Source organism: Streptomyces sp. NPDC024632 (assembly GCF_055559175.1).
In genome coordinates, this window is sequence record NZ_JBVHLD010000014.1 from 142948 (window position 1) to 167367 (window position 24420).

The 24420-nt window shown below is 70.8% G+C and carries 21 protein-coding genes; all 21 read left to right on the forward strand.

The genetic code is table 11. The annotated features are described in order from the left end of the window. The first annotated feature begins 265 nt into the window (after positions 1-265). The 21 genes from nrtL to ACZ37P_RS27285 all read left to right on the forward strand — a co-directional run bounded on the left by nrtL (position 266) and on the right by ACZ37P_RS27285 (position 24415). Positions 266-1252, forward strand: a complete 987-nt coding sequence (nrtL, locus tag ACZ37P_RS27185) for an ArgS-related anticodon-binding protein NrtL (protein ID WP_467349058.1) — start codon at positions 266-268, stop codon at positions 1250-1252. Positions 1253-1352: 100 nt separating this feature from the next. After that, positions 1353-2744 (forward strand): diaminopimelate decarboxylase, encoded by a 1392-nt coding sequence (gene lysA / locus ACZ37P_RS27190; RefSeq protein WP_355344221.1) that lies wholly within the window; start codon positions 1353-1355, stop codon positions 2742-2744. 335 nt (positions 2745-3079) lie between these two features. Continuing rightward, positions 3080-4372 carry a homoserine dehydrogenase gene (locus tag ACZ37P_RS27195; RefSeq protein ID WP_355344218.1) on the forward strand — a complete coding sequence of 431 codons (1293 nt, stop codon included), beginning with the start codon at positions 3080-3082 and terminating at the stop codon, positions 4370-4372. 50 nt (positions 4373-4422) lie between these two features. Further along, the gene (thrC, locus tag ACZ37P_RS27200; protein ID WP_467349094.1) at positions 4423-5487 is read left to right on the forward strand and encodes a threonine synthase; all 1065 of its coding nucleotides are present in this window, start codon (positions 4423-4425) and stop codon (positions 5485-5487) included. Between the two features lie 534 nt (positions 5488-6021). Then, complete coding sequence (gene thrB, locus ACZ37P_RS27205; RefSeq protein WP_467349060.1) at positions 6022-6945, forward strand: homoserine kinase; 924 nt, start codon at positions 6022-6024, stop codon at positions 6943-6945. Between the two features lie 341 nt (positions 6946-7286). Further along, on the forward strand, positions 7287-9353 hold the full coding sequence (rho, locus tag ACZ37P_RS27210) for a transcription termination factor Rho (protein WP_355344209.1): 2067 nt from the start codon (positions 7287-7289) through the stop codon (positions 9351-9353). 310 nt (positions 9354-9663) lie between these two features. Continuing rightward, positions 9664-11433, forward strand: a complete 1770-nt coding sequence (locus ACZ37P_RS27215; RefSeq protein ID WP_467349062.1) for a trypsin-like serine protease — start codon at positions 9664-9666, stop codon at positions 11431-11433. A 240-nt stretch (positions 11434-11673) separates the two neighbouring features. Further along, entirely contained in the window at positions 11674-12846 is a 1173-nt protein-coding gene (locus ACZ37P_RS27220; protein WP_467349064.1) for an LCP family protein, read from the forward strand. Positions 12847-13093: 247 nt separating this feature from the next. Next, positions 13094-13318: a 50S ribosomal protein L31 gene (gene rpmE / locus ACZ37P_RS27225; RefSeq protein WP_188281959.1), complete on the forward strand. Its 225-nt coding sequence runs from the start codon at positions 13094-13096 to the stop codon at positions 13316-13318. Positions 13319-13430: 112 nt separating this feature from the next. Next, on the forward strand, positions 13431-14510 hold the full coding sequence (prfA, locus tag ACZ37P_RS27230; RefSeq protein WP_355344200.1) for a peptide chain release factor 1: 1080 nt from the start codon (positions 13431-13433) through the stop codon (positions 14508-14510). 14 nt (positions 14511-14524) lie between these two features. Continuing rightward, positions 14525-15370 carry a peptide chain release factor N(5)-glutamine methyltransferase gene (gene prmC, locus ACZ37P_RS27235; protein ID WP_188281957.1) on the forward strand — a complete coding sequence of 282 codons (846 nt, stop codon included), beginning with the start codon at positions 14525-14527 and terminating at the stop codon, positions 15368-15370. Positions 15371-15401: 31 nt separating this feature from the next. Beyond that, the gene (locus tag ACZ37P_RS27240) at positions 15402-16049 is read left to right on the forward strand and encodes an L-threonylcarbamoyladenylate synthase (RefSeq protein WP_188281956.1); all 648 of its coding nucleotides are present in this window, start codon (positions 15402-15404) and stop codon (positions 16047-16049) included. Further along, a complete protein-coding gene (locus tag ACZ37P_RS27245) occupies positions 16046-16708 on the forward strand; it encodes an arsenate reductase/protein-tyrosine-phosphatase family protein (protein ID WP_188281955.1) in 663 nt (220 codons plus the stop codon). The genes ACZ37P_RS27240 and ACZ37P_RS27245 overlap by 4 nt, the downstream gene beginning before the upstream one ends. Positions 16709-16899: 191 nt before the next feature. Then, a complete protein-coding gene (locus tag ACZ37P_RS27250) occupies positions 16900-18204 on the forward strand; it encodes an MraY family glycosyltransferase (protein ID WP_391161540.1) in 1305 nt (434 codons plus the stop codon). Positions 18205-18535: 331 nt separating this feature from the next. Continuing rightward, the gene (locus tag ACZ37P_RS27255) at positions 18536-18949 is read left to right on the forward strand and encodes a hypothetical protein (RefSeq protein ID WP_188281953.1); all 414 of its coding nucleotides are present in this window, start codon (positions 18536-18538) and stop codon (positions 18947-18949) included. A 216-nt stretch (positions 18950-19165) separates the two neighbouring features. Next, positions 19166-19990, forward strand: coding sequence for a F0F1 ATP synthase subunit A (gene atpB, locus ACZ37P_RS27260; protein ID WP_391044822.1), 825 nt, complete (start codon positions 19166-19168; stop codon positions 19988-19990). A gap of 74 nt (positions 19991-20064) precedes the next feature. After that, positions 20065-20316, forward strand: a complete 252-nt coding sequence (atpE, locus tag ACZ37P_RS27265; RefSeq protein WP_188281952.1) for an ATP synthase F0 subunit C — start codon at positions 20065-20067, stop codon at positions 20314-20316. 40 nt (positions 20317-20356) lie between these two features. Then, the gene (locus ACZ37P_RS27270) at positions 20357-20920 is read left to right on the forward strand and encodes a F0F1 ATP synthase subunit B (protein WP_188281951.1); all 564 of its coding nucleotides are present in this window, start codon (positions 20357-20359) and stop codon (positions 20918-20920) included. Then, positions 20917-21732, forward strand: a complete 816-nt coding sequence (locus ACZ37P_RS27275) for a F0F1 ATP synthase subunit delta (protein ID WP_355344188.1) — start codon at positions 20917-20919, stop codon at positions 21730-21732. Before ACZ37P_RS27270 ends, ACZ37P_RS27275 begins: the two co-directional genes overlap by 4 nt. A 180-nt stretch (positions 21733-21912) precedes the next feature. Continuing rightward, complete coding sequence (gene atpA, locus ACZ37P_RS27280; protein ID WP_355344185.1) at positions 21913-23484, forward strand: F0F1 ATP synthase subunit alpha; 1572 nt, start codon at positions 21913-21915, stop codon at positions 23482-23484. A gap of 4 nt (positions 23485-23488) precedes the next feature. After that, positions 23489-24415, forward strand: a complete 927-nt coding sequence (locus tag ACZ37P_RS27285) for a F0F1 ATP synthase subunit gamma (protein WP_355344182.1) — start codon at positions 23489-23491, stop codon at positions 24413-24415. Positions 24416-24420: the final 5 nt, after the last annotated feature.

Below are 24420 nucleotides of genomic sequence, written 5' to 3' on the forward strand. Positions count from 1 at the left end.
CGCCGCACCCCGCACCGACCCGTGCGGCCCCCGCCCCGCCCCCCGCGTCGAAAGACGCCCCCCGCCCCCGTAACGCCGCTGCGGGCGGTGGCGCCTGCCCCCGCGTAGAGCTAGCGCCGCACCCCGCACCGACCCGTGCGGCCCCCGCCCCGCCCCCCCGCGTCGAAAGACGCCCCCGCCCCGCCCCCCGCAAAGCAGGCGGCCGCGACCCCCCTGGGAAAACCCGGTCGCCCCCGGGCCCGCCCCCTCGCCTAGGCTTTGCCGCGTGACCCCCGCTGAGCTGTCCCGCACCGTGCTGAGTACGGTGCGCCGTGCCGTCGCGGCGGGGGAGCTGGGGGTGGAGGTGCCGGAGCGGGTCGTGGTGCAGAGGCCCCCACGGCCGGGATGCGGGGACTACGCGACGAACGTGGCGTTGCAGCTCGCGGGAGCCGCGGGGCGCCCGCCGCGACAGGTCGCGGAGATCCTCAGCAGGCGGCTCAGCGCCGAGCCCGGCATCGCGCTGGTCGAGATCGCGGGCCCCGGCTTCCTCAACATCACCCTCAACGCGTGGGCGTACGCGGACGTCGTCCGGCAGGTGCGCGCCCAGGGCCCGGAGTACGGGACCGGGGACGGCCTGGCCGGTGAGGCCGGCGGCGTGGCCGCGGAAGAAGGGGCCGTACGGGCCCAGGCCGTCGCCGAGGCCGTGAACCGGCTGCTGCGCGCCGCGGGCGCCGCACCAGGAGCCGCCGAGGAACGCGTGACGGCGGCCGAACCCCAGGACGACCCCGTCGCCCGCCTCGGCCCCGACGCCGCCCGCTGGTCGCTGCTCCGGCCGCCCGCCGAGGACCCGCCCCGTACGGACGACACGTTCCTCGCGCAGCGCGAGAGCAACCCGCTCTTCCGTATCCGATACGCCCACGCCCGCACCCGCGCGCTGCTCCGTAACGCCCATGACCTGGGCGTGGAGATCGAGAGCACGGTGGACGACCCGTACCACCACCCCGCGGAGACCGAACTGCTCGGCCTGATCGCCGACTTCCCCCGCGTCATCGAGACCGCCGCACGGCGCCGCGCGCCCGACCGGCTCGCCCGCCATCTGGAACGGCTGTCCGACGCCTTCCTCCGCTTCCACGACGAGTGCCCCGCGCTGCCGAAGGGCGACGAGAAACCCTCGGCCGTCCACGCCGCCCGGATCCGGCTCGCCGACGCCACCGGCATCGTGCTCGCCAACGGCCTCCACCTCCTCGGCATCAGCGCTCCCGACCGCGTCTGAGGGCCGGAAGCCCGGCGAACGACAGCGGGCCGCCGACGAGGCCGGTCCACAACCCAGCACCCCATAAAACAACCCCCGATCTGCGAAGAAAGACGACACCGTGAGCCGTTCCGCACACCCCGCCGGGCCCCGCCACGCCGATGTGCTGCCCGAGGGCCACTACGCCGCCCCGCCCGCCGACCTCAACACCCTCGACACCCGCGTCTGGTCCCGCACCGTCACCCGTAACGCCGACGGCGCCGCCGAAGTCGGCGGCCTGGACGTGCGCGCGCTCGCCGAGGAATACGGCACGCCCGCGTACATCCTCGACGAGGCGGACTTCAGGGCCCGCTGCCGCGCGTGGCGGGCGGCCTTCGGGCACGACGCGGACGTCTTCTACGCGGGCAAGGCGTTCCTGTCCCGCGCGGTCGTGAAGTGGCTGCACGAGGAGGGGCTGAATCTGGACGTCTGCTCCGGTACGGAGCTGGCGGTGGCGCTGGAGGCGGGGATGCCCGCCGAGCGGATCGCGCTGCACGGCAACAACAAGTCCACCGCGGAGATCGAGCGCGCGGTGGAGACCGGCGTCGGCCGGATCGTGCTGGACTCGTTCCAGGAGATCGCCAGGGTCGCCGCGGAGGCGGACCGGCAGGGCAAGCGGCAGCGCGTGCAGATCCGGGTGACGGTCGGCGTCGAGGCGCACACCCACGAGTTCATCGCGACCGCGCACGAGGACCAGAAGTTCGGTCTCGCGCTGGCGGGCGGGCAGGCCGCGGAGGCGGTCCGCCGGGTGCTGAAGCTGGAGAGCCTCGAACTGGTCGGCATCCACAGCCACATCGGCTCGCAGATCTTCGACATGGCCGGCTTCGAGGTGGCCGCCCGCCGTGTCGTGTCGCTGCTGGCGGAGGTACGCGACGAGCACGGCGTCGAGCTGCCCGAGATCGACCTCGGCGGCGGCCTCGGCATCGCGTACACCACCGACGACGACCCGCGCGAGCCGCAGGAGATCGCCAAGGCGCTCGGCGAGATCGTCACCCGCGAGTGCGAGGCGGCCCGGCTCGCGGTGCCCCGGCTCTCGGTCGAGCCGGGCCGCGCGATCGTCGGACCGACGGCCTTCACGCTGTACGAGGTCGGCACGATCAAGCCGCTGGACGGCCTGCGCACGTACGTCAGCGTCGACGGCGGCATGTCCGACAACATCCGCACCGCGCTCTACGACGCCGAGTACAGCGTCTCGCTGGTGTCCCGTACGAGTGACGCCGAGCCGATGCTCAGCCGGGTCGTCGGCAAGCACTGCGAGAGCGGCGACATCGTCGTCAAGGACGCCTTCCTCCCCGCCGACCTCGCGCCCGGCGACCTGCTCGCCGTACCGGCCACCGGCGCGTACTGCCGGGCCATGGCCAGCAACTACAACCACGCGCTGCGGCCCCCGGTGGTCGCGGTCACCGACGGCCGGGCGCGGGTGATCGTCCGCCGCGAGACGGAGGACGACCTGCTGCGGCTGGACGTCGGCTGACCCCGAAGGTGCCGAAAAGGCCGCGGAAAAGCCGCAGAAGAGCCGCCGAAATGCCGCCAGACGCCGCCGGGACGCCGGCAGCGCGAAGCGCCCGCGATGGTGAAGAATTCACCGTCCCCGCAAGCACGTTGAGGCGATTCGGCAGTACGAGGGCCCGCTGACGCGTAATCTCACGGGCCGAACGCGCTCGGTGACGTGAAATATCGCCGGGTGAACGGCCGGTCTCACTCACCGGACAGGGCGTGGCATCTCCCGTCCGGTGAGTGAGACTGGTTCCCATCCACGAGCTGTACGGACCCCGGGTCCGCACGGAGCTGTACGAGAGACGAGGTCGGATGATGCGTACGCGTCCGCTGAAGGTGGCGCTGCTGGGCTGTGGAGTGGTCGGCTCAGAGGTCACGCGCATCCTCACGACGCAGGGCGCCGACCTCGCCGCGCGGATCGGTGCCCCCATCGAACTGGCCGGGATCGCGGTACGCCGCCCCAACCGGGTCCGCGAGGGCGTCCCCGCCGAACTCCTCACCACGGACGCGACCGCCCTGGTCAAACGGGGCGACATCGACGTGGTCGTCGAGGTCATCGGCGGCATCGAGCCGGTCCGCACGCTGATCACCACCGCCTTCGAGCACGGCGCGTCCGTGGTCTCCGCGAACAAGGCGCTGCTCGCCGCCGACGGCGCGAAGCTGCACGCCAAGGCCGCCGAGCACGGTGTCGACCTGTACTACGAGGCCGCCGTCGCCGGGGCGATCCCGCTGATCAGGCCGTTGCGCGAGTCGCTCGCGGGCGACAAGGTCAACAGGGTGCTGGGCATCGTCAACGGCACGACGAACTTCATCCTCGACAAGATGGACTCCACCGGCGCCGGGTACAGCGAGGCGCTGGACGAGGCGACCGCGCTCGGATACGCCGAGGCCGACCCGACCGCCGACGTCGAGGGCTTCGACGCCGCCGCGAAGGCCGCGATCCTCGCCGGAATCGCCTTCCACACCCGCGTGACCATCGACGACGTGCACCGCGAGGGCCTCACCGAGGTCACCGCCGCCGACATCGCGTCCGCGCGGAAGATGGGCTGCACGGTGAAGATGCTCGCCATCTGCGAGCGCCGCCCCGACGGGCGCTCGGTGACCGCGCGCGTCCACCCCGCGATGATCCCGCTCAGCCACCCGCTGGCCTCGGTGCGCGAGGCGTACAACGCGGTCTTCGTCGAGGCGGAGGCGGCCGGGCGGCTGATGTTCTACGGTCCTGGTGCGGGCGGTGCACCCACCGCCTCCGCCGTCCTCGGCGACCTGGTGGCCGCCTGCCGCAACAAGCTGGCCGAGACCACCGGCGCCGGCGAGTCCGCGTACACGCAACTGCCGGTGAGCCCGATGGGCGATGTGGTCACCCGCTACCACATCAGCCTCGACGTGGCGGACAAACCGGGCGTCCTGGCTCAGGTCGCGACGGTCTTCGCCGAGCACGACGTGTCCATCGACACGGTGCGGCAGCAGGGTAAGGACGGCGAGGCCTCCCTCGTCGTCGTCACTCACCGCGCGCTCGACTCCGCCCTCTCGGCGACGGTCGCCAGCCTGCGGAAACTCGACACCGTACGCGGCGTCGCCAGCATCATGCGCGTGGAAGGGGAGTAGGGCCCGCTATGAACAGCACCATGAACAACGGAACCGTCGACCGGCCCCGAATGTCGGGCACCCACCAGTGGCGCGGCATCATCGAGGAGTACCGGGACCGGCTGCCGGTCGCCCCGGGCGCCCCGGTGGTCACGCTGCTGGAGGGTGGCACCCCGCTGGTCCCCGCCCAGCTCCTGTCCGAGCTGACCGGCTGTGACGTCTTCCTGAAGGTCGAGGGCGCCAACCCCACCGGCTCCTTCAAGGACCGGGGCATGACCATGGCCATCTCCAAGGCCAAGGAAGAGGGCGCGCAGGCCGTCATCTGCGCCTCGACCGGCAACACCTCGGCGTCGGCCGCCGCCTACGCGGTGCGCGCGGGCATGGTCTGCGCGGTGCTGGTGCCGCAGGGCAAGATCGCGCTCGGCAAGATGGGCCAGGCGCTGGTGCACGGCAGCCGCATCCTCCAGGTCGACGGCAACTTCGACGACTGCCTCGACCTGGCGCGCGGGCTGAGCGAGAAGTACCCGGTGGCGCTGGTCAATTCGGTCAACCCGGCCCGTATCGAGGGGCAGAAGACCGCCGCCTTCGAGATCGTCGACGCGCTCGGTGTCGCCCCCGACATCCACCTCCTCCCGGTCGGCAACGCGGGCAACATCACCGCGTACTGGAAGGGGTACAGCGAATACGCGGCGGACGGTGTGTCCGCCGCGCGGCCGCGGATGTGGGGCTTCCAGGCGCACGGCGCCGCGCCGATCGTCAACGGCGCGCCGGTACGTCAGCCGCAGACGATCGCCACCGCGATCCGGATCGGCAACCCCGCGTCCTGGCAGCAGGCCGAGCAGGCCCGCGACGAGTCCGGCGGCCTCATCGAGGCCGTGACCGACCGTCAGATCCTGGCCGCCTACCGGCTGCTGGCCGCGAAGGAGGGCGTCTTCGTCGAGCCCGCCTCCGCCGCCTCGGTCGCCGGGCTGCTCAAGGCCCGCGAAGAGGGCAAGGTGGATCCCGGTCAGCGGATCGTCTGCACGGTCACCGGGAACGGGCTCAAGGACCCCGGGTGGGCCGTGGAGGGTGCTCCGCAGCCGGTGATCGTGCCGGTCGATGCCGATGCTGCTGCGCAGCGGCTCGGGCTGGTCTGAGCCGGGCCGTCTCCGGGGCGGGACGCGCCCCGCCAGGGGTGCGGGGAACTGCGCGCTCAGCCACCGATGGTGGCGCGGCCTAACAACCGGCCCCAGCGGGGCAGTTGCGGCTGTTTCCGGGCTGACAGCCCGGTGGGGGCTTGTCGCGCAGTTCCCCGCGCCCCTGAAAAGATCGGCTCGCCGTCCTCGGCGGTGCGGCGCCCCGGAAAAGATCGGCTCGCCGTCCTCGGCGGTGCGGCGCCCCGGAAAAGATCGGCTCGCCGTCCTCGGCGGTGCGGCGGCTCTGAAAAGATCGGCTCGCCGTCATGGGGAAGCGTGCCGCAGGCACGGGGCGCACAGGGGAGGGGCGACACGCATCACGCGCTCTTCGTGCGCCCTATGTCGCAGGAGAACCTTCCTTCGATAGGCTTACCTCAGCGGCACCGCAGTGTGCCCGACTCCGGCAGTTGCCAATGGGCAGTGCCTCCCCCGCCCCGCCGCCCGGCGATGACGCCGCGCCCGCAGGGCGAACCGCACGAGGAGATTCGTCGAACGATGGCCGGTCCCGCGTTCCGCGCCGCCGCAGTACGAGTGCGCGTCCCCGCGACCAGCGCCAATCTGGGCCCCGGTTTCGACGCCTTCGGCCTGGCGCTCGGCCTGTACGACGACGTCGTGGCCCGCGTCGCCGACTCCGGCCTGCACGTGGACATCGCGGGCGAGGGCGCCGACACCCTGGCCAGGGACGAGAAGCACCTGGTCGTACGGTCGTTGCGGACCGCCTTCGACCTGCTGGGCGGTCAGCCGCGCGGCCTCGAGGTGGTGTGCGCCAACCGCATTCCGCACGGCCGCGGCCTCGGTTCGTCCTCCGCCGCCATCTGCGCGGGCATCATCGCCGCCCGCGCGGTGACGATAGGCGGCCCCGCCGTACTCGACGACATCGCGCTGCTGGAGCTGGCCACCGAGATCGAGGGCCACCCCGACAACGTCGCCGCCTGCCTGATGGGCGGCTTCACCCTGGCGTGGACCGAGGGCGGCGCGGCCCGCGCGATCCGGCTGGACCCGGCGCGCTCGCTGGTCCCCGTGGTGTTCGTACCCGCCACCCCCCTGCTCACCGAGACCGCCCGCGGGCTGCTGCCGCGTACCGTCCCGCATGTGGACGCCGCGGCCAACGCGGGCCGGGCCGCGCTGCTGGTGGAGGCGCTCACCCGGCGCCCCGAGCTGCTGCTGCCCGCCACCGAGGACCGCCTGCACCAGGACTACCGCGGGCCCGCCATGCCCGAGAGCCTGGCGCTGGTGAACCGGCTGCGCGCCGACGGCGTACCGGCCGTGATCTCCGGTGCGGGACCCACGGTGCTGGCGCTCACCGAGGAGGGCGCCGCCGACAAGGTCACCCGGCTCGCCGGCGAGGGCTGGGCGGCCAACCGTCTGGCGCTCGACACGGCCGGAGCCAGTGTCCTGCCGCTCGCAGGGGGGCAGTGACACGATTGCCGGTCGTAGAGAGGGGGAATGTTTGTTGGATCCGGTAGTGTTAACCTCAAGCCTGCATTCGACGCCCAATGGGCGCGATGCACTGTGTCCCTTCCGTGGGACCGCTTATCTTCCGGGAGCCTCCCACACCGCATAGGCAGCAGTCCTGCGCAGTGTCGAGCACGCTCCGGAGTCGGCACCAGAACCCTTGTCGTGCCGAGCCCCGAATGTATTTCTGCCGCCGTCAGGCGGACCACCGCCCCGGCTCTGAGCAGCGGAAACGCCCAGATCCGGACAGCACGACCGGTCGCCGAGCCAGACAGGCCGACGTCCGCTCCAGGGAAGGACCCTTCGTGAGCGACACCACCGATCTGATGGGCGTGCGCGCAGAGAACTCTGTCGCCGCGTCCGATGCCGACGCGCCTGCTACCGGTGCTGCCACGGCCAGTGCCTCACGGCGACGCCGGTCCGGGACCGGTCTTGACGGCATGGTCCTGGCCGAGTTGCAGCAGCTCGCCTCCGGTCTCGGGATCAAGGGCACCGCGCGGATGCGCAAGAGCCAGTTGATCGAGACCATCAAGGAGAAGCAGGCGGGCGGCGGCGCCGCGACGGCCCAGGCCGCCGCGCCCGCGGCAGAGGCCCCCGCGGCCGAGAAGCCCAAGCGCCGCGCGACATCGCGGGCCCGGCTGGCCGAGGCGCCCGCCGAGGCGGACGGTGCGGCCAAGGCCGCCCCCGCCAAGGCCGCCGCCACCGCGCCCGCGGAGCCCCAGCAGATCGAGATTCCCGGCCAGCCCGCCGGTGAGCAGGCCAAGTCGGCCGCGAAGGCCGAGCGCGCCGCCGAGGCCGCCGCCGACACCGCGGAGGGCAAGACCGACAGCCGTACCGAGGCCAAGGACGCCAAGGGCGACGGCAAGCAGCAGCAGAACGGCGGCGGCGCCGCCGGGTCCGGCGACGAGCGCCAGGACCGGCAGCGCGGCCAGCGCGGCGACCGCCGTGAGCGGCAGCGCGACCGCCGCGGGCGCGGCGAGGACGGCGCCGAGGGCGGCAACCGCGACGGCGGCAACCGGCAGAACCGCGACCGCGGCGACCGGGGCAACCAGCAGCAGGGCGGCGGCCAGGGCGGCCAGAACCAGCAGCAGGGCGGCCAGGGCGGCGGCGGCAACGCGCAGGACGACGACGAGTTCGGCGACGGTCGCGGCCGTCGGCGCGGGCGCTACCGCGACCGCCGCGGGCGGGGCAACCGCCGCGACGAGTTCGGCGGCGGCGAGGTCCAGGTCTCCGACGACGACGTGCTGATCCCCGTCGCGGGCATCCTGGACATCCTCGACAACTACGCCTTCATCCGGACCTCCGGCTACCTGCCGGGTCCCAATGACGTGTACGTCTCGCTCGCCCAGGTCCGCAAGAACGGCCTGCGCAAGGGCGACCACGTCACCGGCGCCGTACGGCAGCCCAAGGACGGCGAGCGCCGCGAGAAGTTCAACGCGCTGGTCCGGCTGGACTCCGCGAACGGGATGGGCGCCGACTCCGGCCGCGGCCGTCCGGAGTTCAACAAGCTCACGCCGCTGTACCCGCAGGACCGGCTCCGTCTGGAGACCGACCCGGGCGTGCTGACCACCCGGATCATCGACCTCGTGTCGCCGATCGGCAAGGGCCAGCGCGGTCTGATCGTGGCCCCGCCGAAGACCGGTAAGACCATGATCATGCAGGCCATCGCCAACGCGATCACCACGAACAACCCCGAGTGCCACCTGATGGTCGTCCTGGTCGACGAGCGTCCCGAAGAGGTCACCGACATGCAGCGGTCGGTGAAGGGCGAGGTCATCTCCTCGACCTTCGACCGCCCCGCCGAGGACCACACCACGGTCGCCGAGCTGGCCATCGAGCGGGCCAAGCGGCTCGTGGAGCTGGGTCACGACGTGGTCGTGCTGCTCGACTCCATCACCCGTCTGGGCCGCGCGTACAACCTGGCGGCGCCCGCTTCCGGCCGCATCCTGTCCGGTGGTGTCGACTCGACCGCGCTCTACCCGCCGAAGCGGTTCTTCGGCGCGGCGCGCAACATCGAGGACGGCGGCTCGCTGACCATCCTGGCCACCGCGCTGGTCGAGACCGGCTCGCGGATGGACGAGGTGATCTTCGAGGAGTTCAAGGGCACCGGCAACATGGAGCTCAAGCTCGACCGCAAGCTCGCGGACAAGCGGATCTTCCCCGCGGTGGACGTCGACCCGTCCGGCACCCGTAAGGAAGAGATCCTGCTGGACCGGGACGAGTTGGCGATCGTCTGGAAGCTCCGCCGCGTTCTGCACGCGCTCGACTCCCAGCAGGCGATCGAGCTGCTGCTGGACAAGATGAAGCAGACGAAGTCCAACGCGGAGTTCCTGATGCAGATCGCGAAGACGACGCCGGGCAACAACGACTGACCTTCCGGTCAGGACAGACGAGAAACAGCTCGGCCCGCCGGTTTCCCGGCGGGCCGAGCTGTTTCTTTGCTCAAACATGTGTTCCCGGCTACCGGTGAGGGTGGTCCGGGCCAAGCTGGCAGTCATATGATCTGCCAGTCGCAGGTGGGGGGAACCATCTTCGGACGTCCGACCCGGCCGCAGGGCTGTGCTTCAGCCTGCCCGCGCCCCTTTTCGCCGACGTCCGGTCAGCTACTCGCTCCTGTGCACATCTCCCGTGCGGCCACCGCCCGTTGGCGGCCGTCGCGCATTTCTACGACAGGAGTTCTGAGTGTTCTCTGCCCATGAGGGCCGGGGGCGCTGGCGGCGCAGCCGTACAGCGGTCCTCGCAGCCACGGTCGCCGCGGGCGCCGTGAGTCTGTTCCTGGCGACGCCGGCCCAGGCCGGCGACCCGCAGCCGCCCGTTCTCCACCCGGCCGGGCACCCCAGTGCGCCGTCCCAGGCGGAACTGCGCGCCCGCGTCGCGGGCGCGGTGGCGGCGGACGACGGCCCGTCCCGCACCAAGCTCTCCGCCGGCCCGCACACGGTCGACCCGAAGATCATCGGCGGCACCACCACGACGATCTCCAGCGCGCCGTGGATGGTCCAGCTCTGGTACTTCGACGACAAGGGCACCGACTCGACGAAGGACGACGACAGCTTCTTCTGCGGCGGCACCGTGGTGTCCCCGTCGAAGATCCTGACCGCCGCCCACTGCGTCGCGGGCCTCAACTGGAATCTGCACGGTGTCGTCATCGGCGGCACCGACCAGCTCCCCACCGACAGCGCCGACGGCACCACCACGGATCTGCACGGAGGCACCGCCACCGGCGTGTGGCGGCAGTGGAGCAACCCGACGTACGACAACCCCGAGTACGACAACGACGTGGCCGTACTGACGCTCGACGTCCCCACGACGGCCAAGCCGCTGCCGATCACCACGGCGACCGACAGCGCCTCGTACGTCACCGGCACCCAGGGAACCGTCTACGGCTGGGGGCGCACCAGCTCCGGCAGCCCGGACCCCTCGCAGACGCTGCGGAAGGCGACCCTGCCGGTCGCCGCGAACACCGCGTGCACAACGGTGTACGGGTCGAGATTCGTCGCGGGCCACATGGTCTGCGCGGGAGCGCCCGCTTCCGGCGCGGACGCCGGGACCACCGCGACCTGCAACGGTGACTCGGGCGGTCCGCTCGTGGTCGCCGGGAAGCTGGTCGGCGTCGTCTCGTGGGGCACCAAGGACTGTGTCGCGCAGGGCACGTACAGCGTCTTCAGCCGGGTCAGCGCCTACGTCGGCGCCGTCAACCCCCGGATCGACGACGCGAATCTCAGCCTGGACGACAAGGCCGACCTGGTCGCCGTGACACCGGCCGGATCGGCGTACGAGTACGTGTCGACCGGCGGCGCCTTCGCCCCGAAGGCGTCGATGGGCGACTTCAGCGGACTGAACCTGGTCCGTCAGGGCGACCTGGACCGGAACGACTACCAGGACCTGGTCGTCCGCACCACGGACGGCCGGCTGTTCTGGCTGGACGGATACAGCGGTAACAATGTGCTGATCGGTCCGGGCTGGAACGTCATGAAGTCGATCATCACGCCGGGTGACGTCAACGGCGACGGTCTGCCGGACGTGGTCGCCACCGACACCAGCGGGAACTCGTGGCTCTACCCCGGCAACGGCAAGGGCGCCCTCGGCGCCCGCGCCAAGATCGGCGGCGGCTGGGACATCTTCAACGGCCAGATCTACGGCAAGGGCGATCTGACCGGCGACGGCCGTCCCGACATCATCGCGCGGGACAGCGCGGGCGCCCTGTGGCTCTACAAGGGCACGGGCCTCGCGTCCGGACCCTGGGCGGCCCGTACGAAGATCGGGACCGGCTGGAACGCGTACAACGCCTTCGCGGCCGTCGGTGACATCACCGGCGACGGCAAGGCCGACCTGATCGCCCGGGACGCCTCGGGCACGCTGTGGCTGTACAAGGGCACGGGCTCCGCGTCCGGCCCCTACGCGGCCAAGGTCAAGATCGGGACCGGCTGGAATGCGTACAACCTGTTCGGCTGAGTTTCACGCAGGGTGATCAAAAGAGCGCCCGCGTACCCCCTGACCTGGGGGTACGCGGGCGCTCGCACGTCTTCTCCCGGTCTCCCCGGATGCCGGGAAGGGGAACCTCGGCGGAGGATGGAGCGTCTGACACTTCGGGACGAATGCCCGCGAAGCCCACGAAGCCCACGGGGACCGTGACGCCGGGCGAAGCCCACGAAGACCGTGCACGCCCACGACGCCCAGGAAACGGAGGGAGCCATGTCCGAGGACCAGCTGCCGACCGGGGCCACTGCCGTCAGCGACGGCAAGGGCAGCAGGCGGCACCAGCGCACCCGGCGCCGCCGGGTGCTGCGCGTGGTCGCCTGGGGCACCGCGGGCCTGGTGCTGCTCGGCGGCGCGGGCGCGGGCTATCTCTACTTCCGGCTCAACGGCAACATCAAGAGCGTCGACATCGACTCCGCGCTCGGCACCGACCGCCCCGCGGCCCTGGACAACGGCGCGATGGACATCCTCGTGCTCGGCTCGGACTCCCGGTCCGGCGCCAACAGCGAGTACGGCCACGCGGGCGGCGGCGCCCGCTCGGACACCGCGATGATCGTGCACCTGAACAAGGGCCACAAGGCCGCCAGCGTGGTCAGCATCCCGCGCGACACCCTCGTCTTCCGGCCCGTGTGCGCCAAGCCCGGCGGGGGCACCGCACCGGCCGTGCCGAGCGTCATGTTCAACAGCGCCTACGAGGTCGGCGGCCCGGCCTGCGCGGTCAAGACCGTCGAGGCCATGACGGGCCTGCGGATGGACCACTACATCGAGGTGGACTTCACCGGCTTCAAGAACCTCATCAACGCGCTGGGCGGCGTCCCGCTCACCACCACCCAGGCCATACACGACACCAAGAGCCACCTGGACCTGGCCGCGGGCACCCACACCCTCAACGGCGAGCAGGCGCTCGGCCTGGTCCGCACCCGGCACGGTGTGGCCGACGGCAGCGACCTGGGCCGGATCCAGCTCCAGCAGGCGTTCATGAAGGCGCTGATGAACCGGGTGAGCGGGCTCGGCCTGCTGACCAGCCCCACCAAGCTGATCGACGTCGCCGACACCGCCACCAGCGCCATCACCACCGACTCCGACCTCGCCTCGGTCGGCTCCCTGATGGGCTTCGCGGAGAGCGTGCGCGGCCTGGACTCGACGAATGTCCACATGGTGACACTGCCGGTCCAGTACGCGGTCAGCGATCCCAACCGGGTGGAGCCGATGCCCGCGCAGGCCGCGATGGTGTGGGCCGCGCTGCGGGCCGACCGGCCGATCCCGGCCGCCGCCACCAAGGGCTCGGCCGCCGACGAGGTCAACGCCAAGAAGGTGGTCGGGGCCGGTGCCACCGCGGACCCGGGCACCTCGCCGAGCCCGGGCCTCAGCCCGAGCACCACGCCCTGACCTGGCCGGACCCGCCCCGGACCCGCCCCGGACCCGAGCCGGGCCCGCCCCGGACCCGAGCCGGACCCGCTCCGGGGCCCGCGCCCCGCACCCGCTCCGACCTGCGCTTTCGGGCCGGGAATTATCCGGGCCCACCCCTCGTTTTGGGAGATACGGCCAGTCCTGGCAGACTGGACCGCTGGCTCCGGTTCACGTGCACGCAAACCCGCGGTACGACCCGGCGCCCTCCCGAACCTAGGAGCATCCCTTGAAGCAAGGCATCCACCCCGAGTACTTCGAGACCCAGGTCACCTGCACCTGTGGCGCCTCGTTCACCACTCACAGCACCGAGAAGAGCGGCCAGATCCGCGCCGACGTGTGCTCCGAGTGCCACCCGTTCTACACGGGCAAGCAGAAGATCCTCGACACCGGCGGCCGTGTGGCCCGCTTCGAGGCCCGCTTCGGCAAGGCCGCCGGGTCCGCCAAGAAGTAGCGACCCGCAAGCGCCGGTTCCCGGTCGCCCAGTCATGGGTGACCGGACCGGCGCTTTGTCGTCCCGGGCCAGCCAGGCCAGGCAGCCACTTCATCCAGCTAGGGAACCGAAGATGTTCGAGGCGGTCGAGGAACTGATCGGCGAGCACGCCGACCTCGAAAAGCAGCTTGCCGACCCCGCGGTCCACGCGGACCAGGCCAACGCCCGCAAGCTGAACAAGCGTTACGCCGAGCTGACCCCCATCATCAGCACGTACCGCTCCTGGCGGCAGCTCGGCGACGACATCGGTACCGCCCGCGAACTCGGCGCCGACGACCCGGACTTCGCCGCCGAGGTGAAGGACCTGGAGAAGCAGCGCGACGAGGTGACCGAGCGGCTGCGGCTGCTGCTGGTGCCCCGCGACCCCAGCGACGACAAGGACGTCATCCTGGAGGTCAAGGCGGGGGAGGGCGGCGAGGAGTCCGCGCTGTTCGCCGGGGACCTGCTGCGGATGTACCTGCGCTACGCCGAGCGCGTCGGCTGGAAGACCGAGATCCTCGACGCCAACGAGTCCGACCTCGGCGGCTACAAGGACGTCCAGGTCGTGGTCAAGGCCAAGAGCAACCACGAGCCCGGCCAGGGCGTCTGGGCCCGTATGAAGTACGAGGGCGGCGTGCACCGCGTCCAGCGGGTGCCCGCCACCGAGTCGCAGGGCCGTATCCACACCTCCGCGGCCGGTGTGCTGGTCACCCCGGAGGCCGAGGAGGTCGAGGTCGAGATCGGCCCCAACGACCTGCGGATCGACGTCTACCGCTCGTCGGGCCCCGGCGGCCAGTCCGTCAACACCACCGACTCCGCGGTCCGCATCACACACCTCCCCAGCGGCCTGGTCGTCTCCTGCCAGAACGAGAAGAGCCAGCTCCAGAACAAGGAGTCGGCGATGCGCATCCTGCGCTCCCGGCTGCTGGCCGCCGCGCAGGAGGAGGCGGAGAAGGAAGCCTCCGACGCCCGCCGCAGCCAGGTCCGTACCGTCGACCGCTCCGAGCGCATCCGTACGTACAACTTCCCCGAGAACCGCATCTCGGACCACCGGGTCGGCTTCAAGGCGTACAACTTGGACCAGGTGCTCGACGGGGACCTGGACGCGATGATCCAGGCCTGCGTGGACGCCGATTCGGCGGCCAAACTGGCCGCCGCTGGCGACGGCAGCTAAGGGGGGAAGGCAGAGTGAACCTGCTGCTCGCCGAGGTGGCGCAGGCCGCCCAGCGACTGGCCGACGCGGGCGTGCCGTCGCCACGCTTCGACGCCGAGGAACTCGCCGCGTACGTCCACGGGGTCAAGCGCGGCGAACTGCACGGCGTCGCCGACACCGAGTTCGACGCCCGGTACTGGGAGGCCGTGGCGCGCCGCGAGGCACGCGAACCGCTCCAGCACATCACCGGCCGGGCCTTCTTCCGCTACCTCGAACTCCAGGTGGGGCCAGGGGTGTTCGTGCCCCGCCCGGAGACCGAGTCGGTGGTCGGCTGGGCGATAGACGCCGTACGCGCCATGGACGTCGCGGAACCGCTGATCGTGGACCTGTGCACCGGCTCCGGCGCCATCGCGCTGGCGCTGGCCCAGGAGGTGCCGCGCTCGCGGGTGCACGCCGTGGAGCTGTCCGAGGACGCCCTGGAGTGGGCCCGCAAGAACGTCGAGGGCAGCAAGGTCGACCTGCGGCAGGGCAACGCGCTGACCGCGTTCCCCGAACTCAACGGCCACGTCGACCTGGTGATCTCCAACCCGCCCTACATCCCGCTCACCGAGTGGGAGTACGTGGCGCCCGAGGCCCGCGACCACGACCCCGAACTCGCCCTGTTCTCCGGCGAGGACGGCCTGGACACCATCCGCGGCATCGAGCGCACCGCGCACCGGCTGCTGCGGCCCGGCGGCGTCGTCGTCATCGAGCACGCCGACTCCCAGGGCGGCCAAGTGCCGTGGATCTTCAAGGAGGACGCGGGCTGGGCGGACGCGGCCGACCACCCCGATCTCAACAACCGCCCCCGTTTCACCACGGCCCGTAAGGCGACACCATGACGGGGACACAGCATCTTCTGGAGGTCAGCTAATGGCACGGCGATACGACTGCTCGGATGCGACCGACCGGGCCACCGGCCTGCGCGAGGCCACCTCGGCCGTCAAGCGCGGTGAACTCGTCGTCCTGCCCACCGACACCGTGTACGGCATCGGCGCGGACGCCTTCGACGCCGAGGCGGTCGGCGACCTGCTGGAGGCCAAGGGCCGCGGGCGCAACATGCCCTCGCCCGTCCTGGTCGGCTCCCCGAACACCCTGCACGGCATCGTCACCGACTTCTCCGAGCAGGCGTGGGAGCTCGTCGACGCCTTCTGGCCCGGCGCGCTCACCCTGGTCACCAAGCACCAGCCGTCGCTCAACTGGGACCTCGGCGACGCCCGCGGCACCGTCGCCGTCCGGATGCCGCTGCACCCGGTCGCGATCGAGCTGCTGACCGCCACCGGGCCGATGGCCGTCTCCAGCGCCAACCTCACGGGACATCCCTCGCCGCAGGACTGCGACGCCGCCCAGGGCATGCTCGGCGACTCCGTGGCGGTCTACCTCGACGGCGGCCCCACCCCGTCCGCCGTCGCCTCCTCGATCGTGGACGTGACGGGGAAGGTCCCGGTACTGCTGCGGGCCGGGGCGATCAGTGCGGAGGAGCTGCGCAAGGTGGTCCCCGACCTGGAGGAGCGCAGTTGACTGCGCCCGACGGGCGTGGCATACCGGGCCTCGCCGCCCGCGCGGGGACCCTCCCCGGACAGGGCGGTGACGCCTTCCGCATCCTCCACGTCTGCACCGGCAACGTCTGCCGCTCGCCGATGGCCGAGCGGCTGACGCGGCATGGGCTGGCGCGCCGCCTCGGCGACGGCGCCACCGGCATCGTCGTGGAGTCCGCGGGCACCTGGGGCCACGAAGGCGCGCCGATGGAGGCGCACGCCGCCGCCGTACTCGCCGAGTACGGCGCCGACCCGACCGGTTTCACCGGCCGGGAGCTGCTCGACGACCACGTGATCGACGCCGACCTCGTCCTGACCGCGACCCGCGACCACCGTTCCCAGGTGATCTCGATGGGACACGCGGCGGGTCTGCGTACCTTCACGCTCAAGGAGTTCACCCGCCTGGTGCGGGCCATAGACCCCACCACGCTGCCCGAGGGCAGTGTCACCGACCGCGCCCGCGCCCTGGTCGGCGCCGCCGCCGCGCTGCGCGGCTGGCTGCTCGCGCCCAGCCCCGACGCCGACGAGGTCCACGACCCGTACGGCGCTCCCATCTCGTACTTCCGCAGCATCGGCGACGAGATCCACACCGCGCTCGACCCCGTCGTCACCGCCCTGACGGGCATCCCCGCGGCCGTCTGAGCCCGCGACGGCACGCCCGGGACAACCCCTTCACATTCCCCGTACAGCCGGTGTGCAACCGTGGGCCCTCCCTGTGAGTCTTGATTGATGTTCGCCGTCTCGGCCCGGCCACCACTAGGGTGTGACGCTGTGAGGATCCCCCGGACGTGTGCGCAGCGCTGCTACGCCCCCGAAGTCGTCGGAGGCTGCTCGTGCGCGAGTATCTGCTGACCCTGTGCGTCGCCGCCGCCGTCACGTATCTGCTGACCGGCCCGGTACGGAAGTTCGCCATCGCGGCGGGCGCCATGCCGCCGATCCGCGCGCGTGACGTGCACCGCGAGCCCACGCCCCGGCTGGGCGGCATCGCGATGTTCGGCGGGCTGTGCGCCGGTCTGCTGGTCGCCGCGCACCTGAGCAACATCGGGGACGTGTTCTCGCAGTCCAACGAGCCGCGCGCGCTGCTGTCCGGCGCCGGGCTGATCTGGCTGCTCGGTGTGCTGGACGACAAGTGGGGCGTCGACGCGCTGGTCAAGCTCGGCGTGCAGATGATCGCCGCGGGTCTGATGGTCTTCCAGGGCCTGACGATTCTGTGGCTGCCGGTGCCCGGTGTCGGCCCGGTCGCGCTCACCCCGATCCAGTCGACGCTGCTGACGGTCGCGCTGGTCGTCATCACCATCAACGCGGTCAACTTCGTGGACGGCCTCGACGGTCTGGCCGCGGGCGTCGTCTGCATCGCCGCCATCGCGTTCTTCATGTACGCGTACCGCATGTGGTACGGCTACGGCGTCGAGGCCGCCGCGCCCGCCACGCTGTTCAGCGCGATCCTGATCGGCATGTGCGTGGGCTTCCTGCCGCACAACATCCACCCGGCGCGGATCTTCATGGGCGACTCGGGGTCGATGCTGATCGGCCTGGTGCTCGCCTCGTCCGCGATCTCCATCACCGGGCAGGTCGACCCGGACGCCATCACCGACTTCACCGGCTCCAGCCGCAGCACCGTGCACTTCATGGTGCCGGTCTACATGCCGCTGCTGCTGCCGCTGACGATGATCGCGATCCCGGCCGCCGACCTGGTGCTTGCCGTGGTCCGCAGGACGTGGAAGGGGCAGTCGCCGTTCGCCGCCGACCGCGGCCACCTGCACCACCGGCTGCTGGAGATCGGGCACTCGCACAGCCGGGCCGTGCTGATCATGTACTTCTGGTCGGCGCTGTTCGCCTTCTCCGCGGTGGCGTTCTCGGTGAACTCCTCCAGCCTCGGCATCGTCATGGTGATCGTCGGCCTGAGCGCGCTGGGTCTGCTGGTCCTGCTGCTGCCGCGGTTCCGGCCGCGCGCGCCGCGCTGGGCCGAGGCGTTCGTACCGCCGCGCTACCGGCGCCGACGCCGCCGGCTGGCCGCCGCCGCTGCCGCGGCCGAGCGGGAGATGCGCTCCGAGGACCGTCCGCCGCTGCACGGATCGACCGCGATCGGCGACCGTTCGCGGCTGCCGGACCGGCGTCCCGTCGAGAGCCGCCGGTAGGTGTCGGGCAGGCTCTGAGCGGCGTCGGCGGCCGGTAGTTGACCGTCATCGATAAAGTCCTTTAAGTCCGGCATATCCGGCAATTTCCCCGAAGTGGGCAAATAGGACGTCAGTTGAACGGCGTGTCGATACCTCTCCCGTGTGACAGTGAGCACATCTCCATGGTAAAGCCCTGGCTAAATACTTTGTGATACCGTTCACGAAACCCGGGAAACAAGCCGAAAGACCGTAGTGAGATGGTCTTCCGGCGTGAGGCACGTCCCCAAACCCGGATTACGCTCGTCTCCGACGACACCCGCTTTCCCCAACTCCCGCCGGAGGAGCTGCCACCATGCAGTCCAACGACGTCCGAACTCTCCTCAACTGCACCGTCCCCACTGCCGCGGCCGGTGTCATCGCCACCGCTGTGAGCGGAGCGGTGGCCGGTGGCAAGGGAGCGATCGGCGCCGCCGCCGGCACGTTGGTCGTGATCGCCTTCATGGCGATCGGGATGGTGGTGCTCCAGCGCACCGCCAAGGCGTACCCGTCGCTGTTCCAGATGATGGGCCTCGTGCTCTACACCGTGCAGATCCTGCTGCTGGCGATCGTGCTCGCGGTGTTCAAGCACACCTCGCTCTTCAACACCCGCGCGTTCGCCTTCTCGCTGCTGGCCGCGGCGCTCGTCTGGATCGCCGCGCAGGCACGCGCGCACATGAAGACCAAGATCCTTTACGTCGAGCCCGAGTCGGCGGGAACACCGTCGTGAGCCGCGGGTTCGGTAGGGCCGGTGTAAAGACCCTGCCGCTCGTTTGCTATCGTCCGGACTCAACTGCGGCGGAGCTGCCGCGAGCGGCACTCAAGCCTGCCCTGCCGCTCGGTTCAGCGCCGACTCGCCGCGTACACATCCGACCCACCAGTCCAGTGCCGTTCCGTGGCCGTCAGGCCCGCCGACACATCGAGGTTGCCGTACCCATGCGCCACGCTGAAGGAGCTCGCGGTGAGTGCTGACCAGGTTCTCGCCTTCGAGACGAACTGCCACCTCTTCGACGGGTGCGGCTTCCCGGCCCCCGGACTGCACTCGTTCGTCTTCGAGCCGATCTTCTCGATCGGCAGCTTCCACTTCAACAAGCCGATGCTGCTGGCGCTGTTGAGCACGATCGTGGTCGTCGGATTCTTCTGGGCCGCGTTCAACAAGCCCAAGGTGGTCCCGGGCAAGGTCCAGATGGTGGGCGAGGCGGGCTACGACTTCGTCCGCCGCGGCATCGTCTACGAGACGCTCGGCAAGAAGGTCGGCGAGAAGTACGTCCCGCTGATGGTCTCGCTGTTCTTCTTCGTCTGGATCATGAACATCTGGTCGGTCATCCCGGTCGCCCAGTTCCCCGTGACGTCGATCATCGCCTTCCCCGTCGGGCTGGCCGCGATCGTCTACGTCACGTGGATGTACCTGACGTTCAAGAAGCACGGCTTCGTCGGCGGCCTGAAGAACATCACCGGCTACGACAAGACACTCGGCGCCGTGCTGCCGCTCTCCATGACCATCGAGTTCTTCTCGAACGTCCTGGTGCGGCCCTTCACCCACGCGGTCCGGCTCTTCGCCAACATGTTCGCCGGTCACACGCTGCTGCTGCTGTTCACCATCGCGAGCTGGTACATGCTCAACGGCATCGGCATCGCCTACGCGGGCGTCTCGTTCGTGATGACCATCGTGATGACCGCCTTCGAGCTGTTCATCCAGGCCGTTCAGGCGTACGTGTTCGTGCTCCTGGCCTGTAGCTACGTCCAGGGCGCGCTCGCCGAGCACCACTGAGCACCGCCCCCACGACCCGATAGATGTCCGGTGGCCAACCCCCACCGGTCCGAGAAAGATAAGGAAGAACCGGCATGTCCGCTCTCGCGCACGCGACGCTCGCCGCCACCCAGATCAAGGGCAACCTCGGCTCGATCGGTTACGGCCTCGCGGCCATCGGCCCCGGCGTCGGCATCGGCATCATCTTCGGTAACGGCACCCAGGCCCTCGCCCGCCAGCCCGAGGCGGCCGGTCTGATCCGCGCCAACCAGATCCTCGGCTTCGCCTTCTGTGAGGCGCTCGCCCTCATCGGTCTGGTCATGCCGTTCGTCTACCCGGCCACCTGATCCCGGCCGACGAACAGAAACCTAGACGGAAGGCACTGATGTGATCGCCCAGGTACCGCTGGCGACAGCGGAGAACCCGCTCATCCCGCCGATCCCCGAGCTCATCATCGGCCTGATCGCCTTCGCCATCGTCTTCTTCTTCCTCGCCAAGAAGCTCCTCCCGAACATCAACAAGGTTCTGGACGAGCGCCGTGAGGCCATCGAAGGTGGCATGGAGAAGGCCGAGGCCACCCAGGCCGAGGCCCAGCAGACGCTGGAGCAGTACCGCGAGCAGCTCTCCGAGGCCCGGCACGAGGCCGCGCGACTGCGCCAGGAGGCGCAGGAGCAGGGCGCCGCGCTGATCGCGGAGATGCGGGCCGAAGGCCAGCGCCAGCGCGAGGAGATCGTGGCCGCGGGTCACGCGCAGATCGAGGCCGACCGCAAGGCCGCCGCCGCCGCGCTGCGCCAGGACGTCGGCAAGCTCGCCACCGAACTGGCGGGCAAGCTCGTCGGTGAGTCCCTGGAGGACTCCGCCCGGCAGAGCCGCACCATCGACCGCTTCCTCGACGGCCTGGACAACGCGGCTCCCGCCGCCGGTTCCGCGACGGCCGAGGCGGCGCGATGAACGGCGCGAGCCGCGACGCGCTGGGCGCGGCCCGCGAACGGCTCGACGCGCTGACGGACGTCCAGTCCGTCGACGTGGCCAAGCTCGCCGAGGACCTGGCCGCCGTCACCGGGCTGCTGGACCGCGAGGGCACGCTCCGTCGCGCCCTGACCGACCCGGCGAAGTCCGGCGAGGCCAAGGCGTCGCTGGCGCGGCAGCTCCTCGGCGGCCAGATCGGCGGCGAAAGCCTCGACCTGCTCACCGGCATGGTCAGGTCCCGCTGGTCGCGCTCGCGCGACCTGGTCGACTCGGTCGAGGAGCTGGCGTCGAGCGCCGACCTCGCCACCGCCCAGCGGGCCGGTCACCTCGACGACGTCGAGGACGAGCTGTTCCGCTTCGGCCGGATCGTCTCCGGCAGCACCGAACTGCGCTCCGCTCTCACCGACCGCGTCGTCGGCGCTCCGGCCAAGGCCGCACTGCTGCACACGCTGCTCGGCGGGCGGGCCAATCCGGTCACCGAACGGCTGGTCGTCCGGCTGGTCACCACGCCGCGGGGACGTAGCCTGGAGTCGGGGATCGAATCCCTGTCCAAGCTGGCCGCGGCCCGCCGTGACCGGATGGTCGCGGAAGTGGTGTCGGCGACTCCGCTCAGTGACCAGCAGAAGCAGCGCCTCGGCGCCGCGCTGGCCCGGATCTACGGCCGCCAGGTGCATCTGAACCTGGACGTGGACCCCACGGTCCTCGGCGGAGTCCGGGTGCAGGTCGGTGACGAGGTCATCAACGGAGCCATCTCCGACCGTCTCGACGAGGCGGCCCGGCGGATGGCGGGCTGACAGCCGGTCGCTCCACCAGGACCGCGCGGCACCAGCCACGCAGAACGCAGTACGAAGCACGACGACGCAGTACGAGCGGCCCGAGTTGGGCCGACGGAGCCTAACAGAGCCTTTCTGGGGGTTGACCCCAGAAACCCCCAAGAAGACTTTCGGGCCCAACAAGGAGAGCAGGGAACCCAGATGGCGGAGCTCACGATCCGGCCGGAGGAGATCCGGGACGCGCTGGAGACCTTTGTCCAGTCGTACAAGCCGGACGCCGCCTCGCGCGAGGAGGTCGGCACGGTCAGCGTTGCCGGAGACGGCATCGCGAAGGTCGAGGGTCTGCCCTCGGCCATGGCGAACGAGCTGCTGAAGTTCGAGGACGGCACCCTCGGTCTCGCCCTCAACCTGGAAGAGCGCGAGATCGGCGCGATCGTCCTCGGCGAGTTCAACGGAATCGAGGAGGGCCAGCCGGTGCAGCGCACCGGCGAGGTGCTCTCCGTCGCGGTCGGCGAGGGCTACCTGGGCCGGGTCGTGGACCCGCTCGGCACCCCGATCGACGGCCTCGGCGAGATCGAGACCGACGGCCGCCGCGCCCTTGAACTGCAGGCCCCCACGGTCATGCAGCGCAAGTCGGTGCACGAGCCGATGCAGACCGGCCTCAAGGCCGTGGACGCGATGACCCCGATCGGCCGCGGCCAGCGCCAGCTCATCATCGGCGACCGGCAGACCGGCAAGACCGCCCTGGCGATCGACACGATCATCAACCAGCGCGACAACTGGCGTTCCGGCGACCCGAAGAAGCAGGTCCGCTGCATCTACGTCGCCATCGGCCAGAAGGGCTCCACCATCGCGGGCGTGCGCGCCTCGCTGGAGGAGGCCGGCGCCCTGGAGTACACGACGATCGTCGCCGCCCCGGCGTCCGACCCGGCCGGCTTCAAGTACCTCGCCCCGTACACCGGTTCTGCCATCGGCCAGCACTGGATGTACCAGGGCAAGCACGTACTGATCGTCTTCGACGACCTGAGCAAGCAGGCCGACGCCTACCGCGCGGTCTCCCTGCTGCTGCGCCGTCCGCCGGGCCGCGAGGCCTACCCGGGCGACGTCTTCTACCTGCACTCCCGCCTGCTGGAGCGCTGCGCCAAGCTCTCCGACGACCTGGGCGCCGGTTCGATGACCGGTCTGCCGATCGTCGAGACCAAGGCGAACGACGTGTCGGCGTTCATCCCGACCAACGTCATCTCCATCACCGACGGCCAGTGCTTCCTGGAGTCGGACCTGTTCAACGCCGGTCAGCGCCCCGCGCTGAACGTCGGTATCTCGGTCTCCCGCGTCGGCGGCTCCGCGCAGATCAAGGCCATGAAGGGTGTGGCCGGACGGCTGCGCGTGGACCTGGCCCAGTTCCGCGAGCTGGAGGCGTTCGCCGCCTTCGGTTCCGACCTGGACGCGGCGTCCAAGGCCCAGCTCGAGCGCGGTCAGCGGATGGTCGAGCTGCTCAAGCAGGGCCAGTACGCGCCGTACGCGATCGAGGACCAGGTCGTCTCCATCTGGGCCGGCACCACCGGCAAGCTGGACGACGTACCGGTCGAGGACGTCCGCCGCTTCGAGCGCGAGCTGCTCGACTACCTGCACCGCGAGCACAAGTCGCTGCTCACCGCGATCGTCGAGACCGGCAAGCTGCCGGACGAGACCGTCGAGGTGCTCACCGACGCGGTCGCCGCCTTCAAGAAGCAGTTCGAGACGTCCTCGGGCGCGCTGCTGGTCGAGGGCTGATCGCATGGGCGCACAGATTCGGGTTTACAAGCGCCGGATCAAGTCCGTCACCGCCACGAAGAAGATCACCAAGGCGATGGAGATGATCGCCGCCTCGCGCATCGTCAAGGCGCAGCGCCAGGTGGCGGCCTCGTCCCCGTACGCCGATGAACTGACCCGTGCGGTCACGGCGGTGGCGACCGGCTCCAACACCAAGCACCCGCTGACCACCGAGGCCGAGAACCCGACCCGCGCCGCGGTCCTGCTCGTCACGAGCGACCGCGGTCTGGCGGGCGGTTACTCGTCCAACGCGATCAAGGCGGCCGACCGGCTCATCGAGCGGCTGCGCGCGGAGGGCAAGGAAGTCGACTCGTACCTCATCGGCCGCAAGGCCGTGGCGTACTACAGCTTCCGCGAGCGGACGGTCGCCGAGTCCTGGACCGGCTTCTCCGACAGCCCCGGCTACGGCGACGCCAAGAAGGTCGCGGCGCCGCTGATCGAGTCGGTGCTCAAGGACACGGCCGACGGTGGCGTGGACGAACTGCACATCGTCTTCACGGAGTTCGTGTCGATGATGACGCAGTCCCCGGTCGACGCCAGGCTGCTGCCGCTCTCGCTGGACGAGACGGCCGCCGCCGGTGCCGAGGAGCGGGCCGCCAAGGGCGAGATCCTGCCGCTCTACGAGTTCGAGCCTTCCGCCGAGGGTGTGCTGGACGCGCTGCTGCCTCGCTACGTCGAGAGCCGCATCTTCAACGCGCTGCTCCAGGCGGCGGCTTCGGAGCACGCGGCCCGCCGCCGTGCGATGAAGTCCGCGACCGACAACGCGGAAGACCTCATCAAGTCGCTCACGCGGCTTGCCAATGCGGCCCGACAGGCCGACATCACCCAGGAAATCAGCGAGATCGTCGGCGGCTCCAGTGCGCTGGCCGACGCGAACGCGGGGAGTGACTAACCACT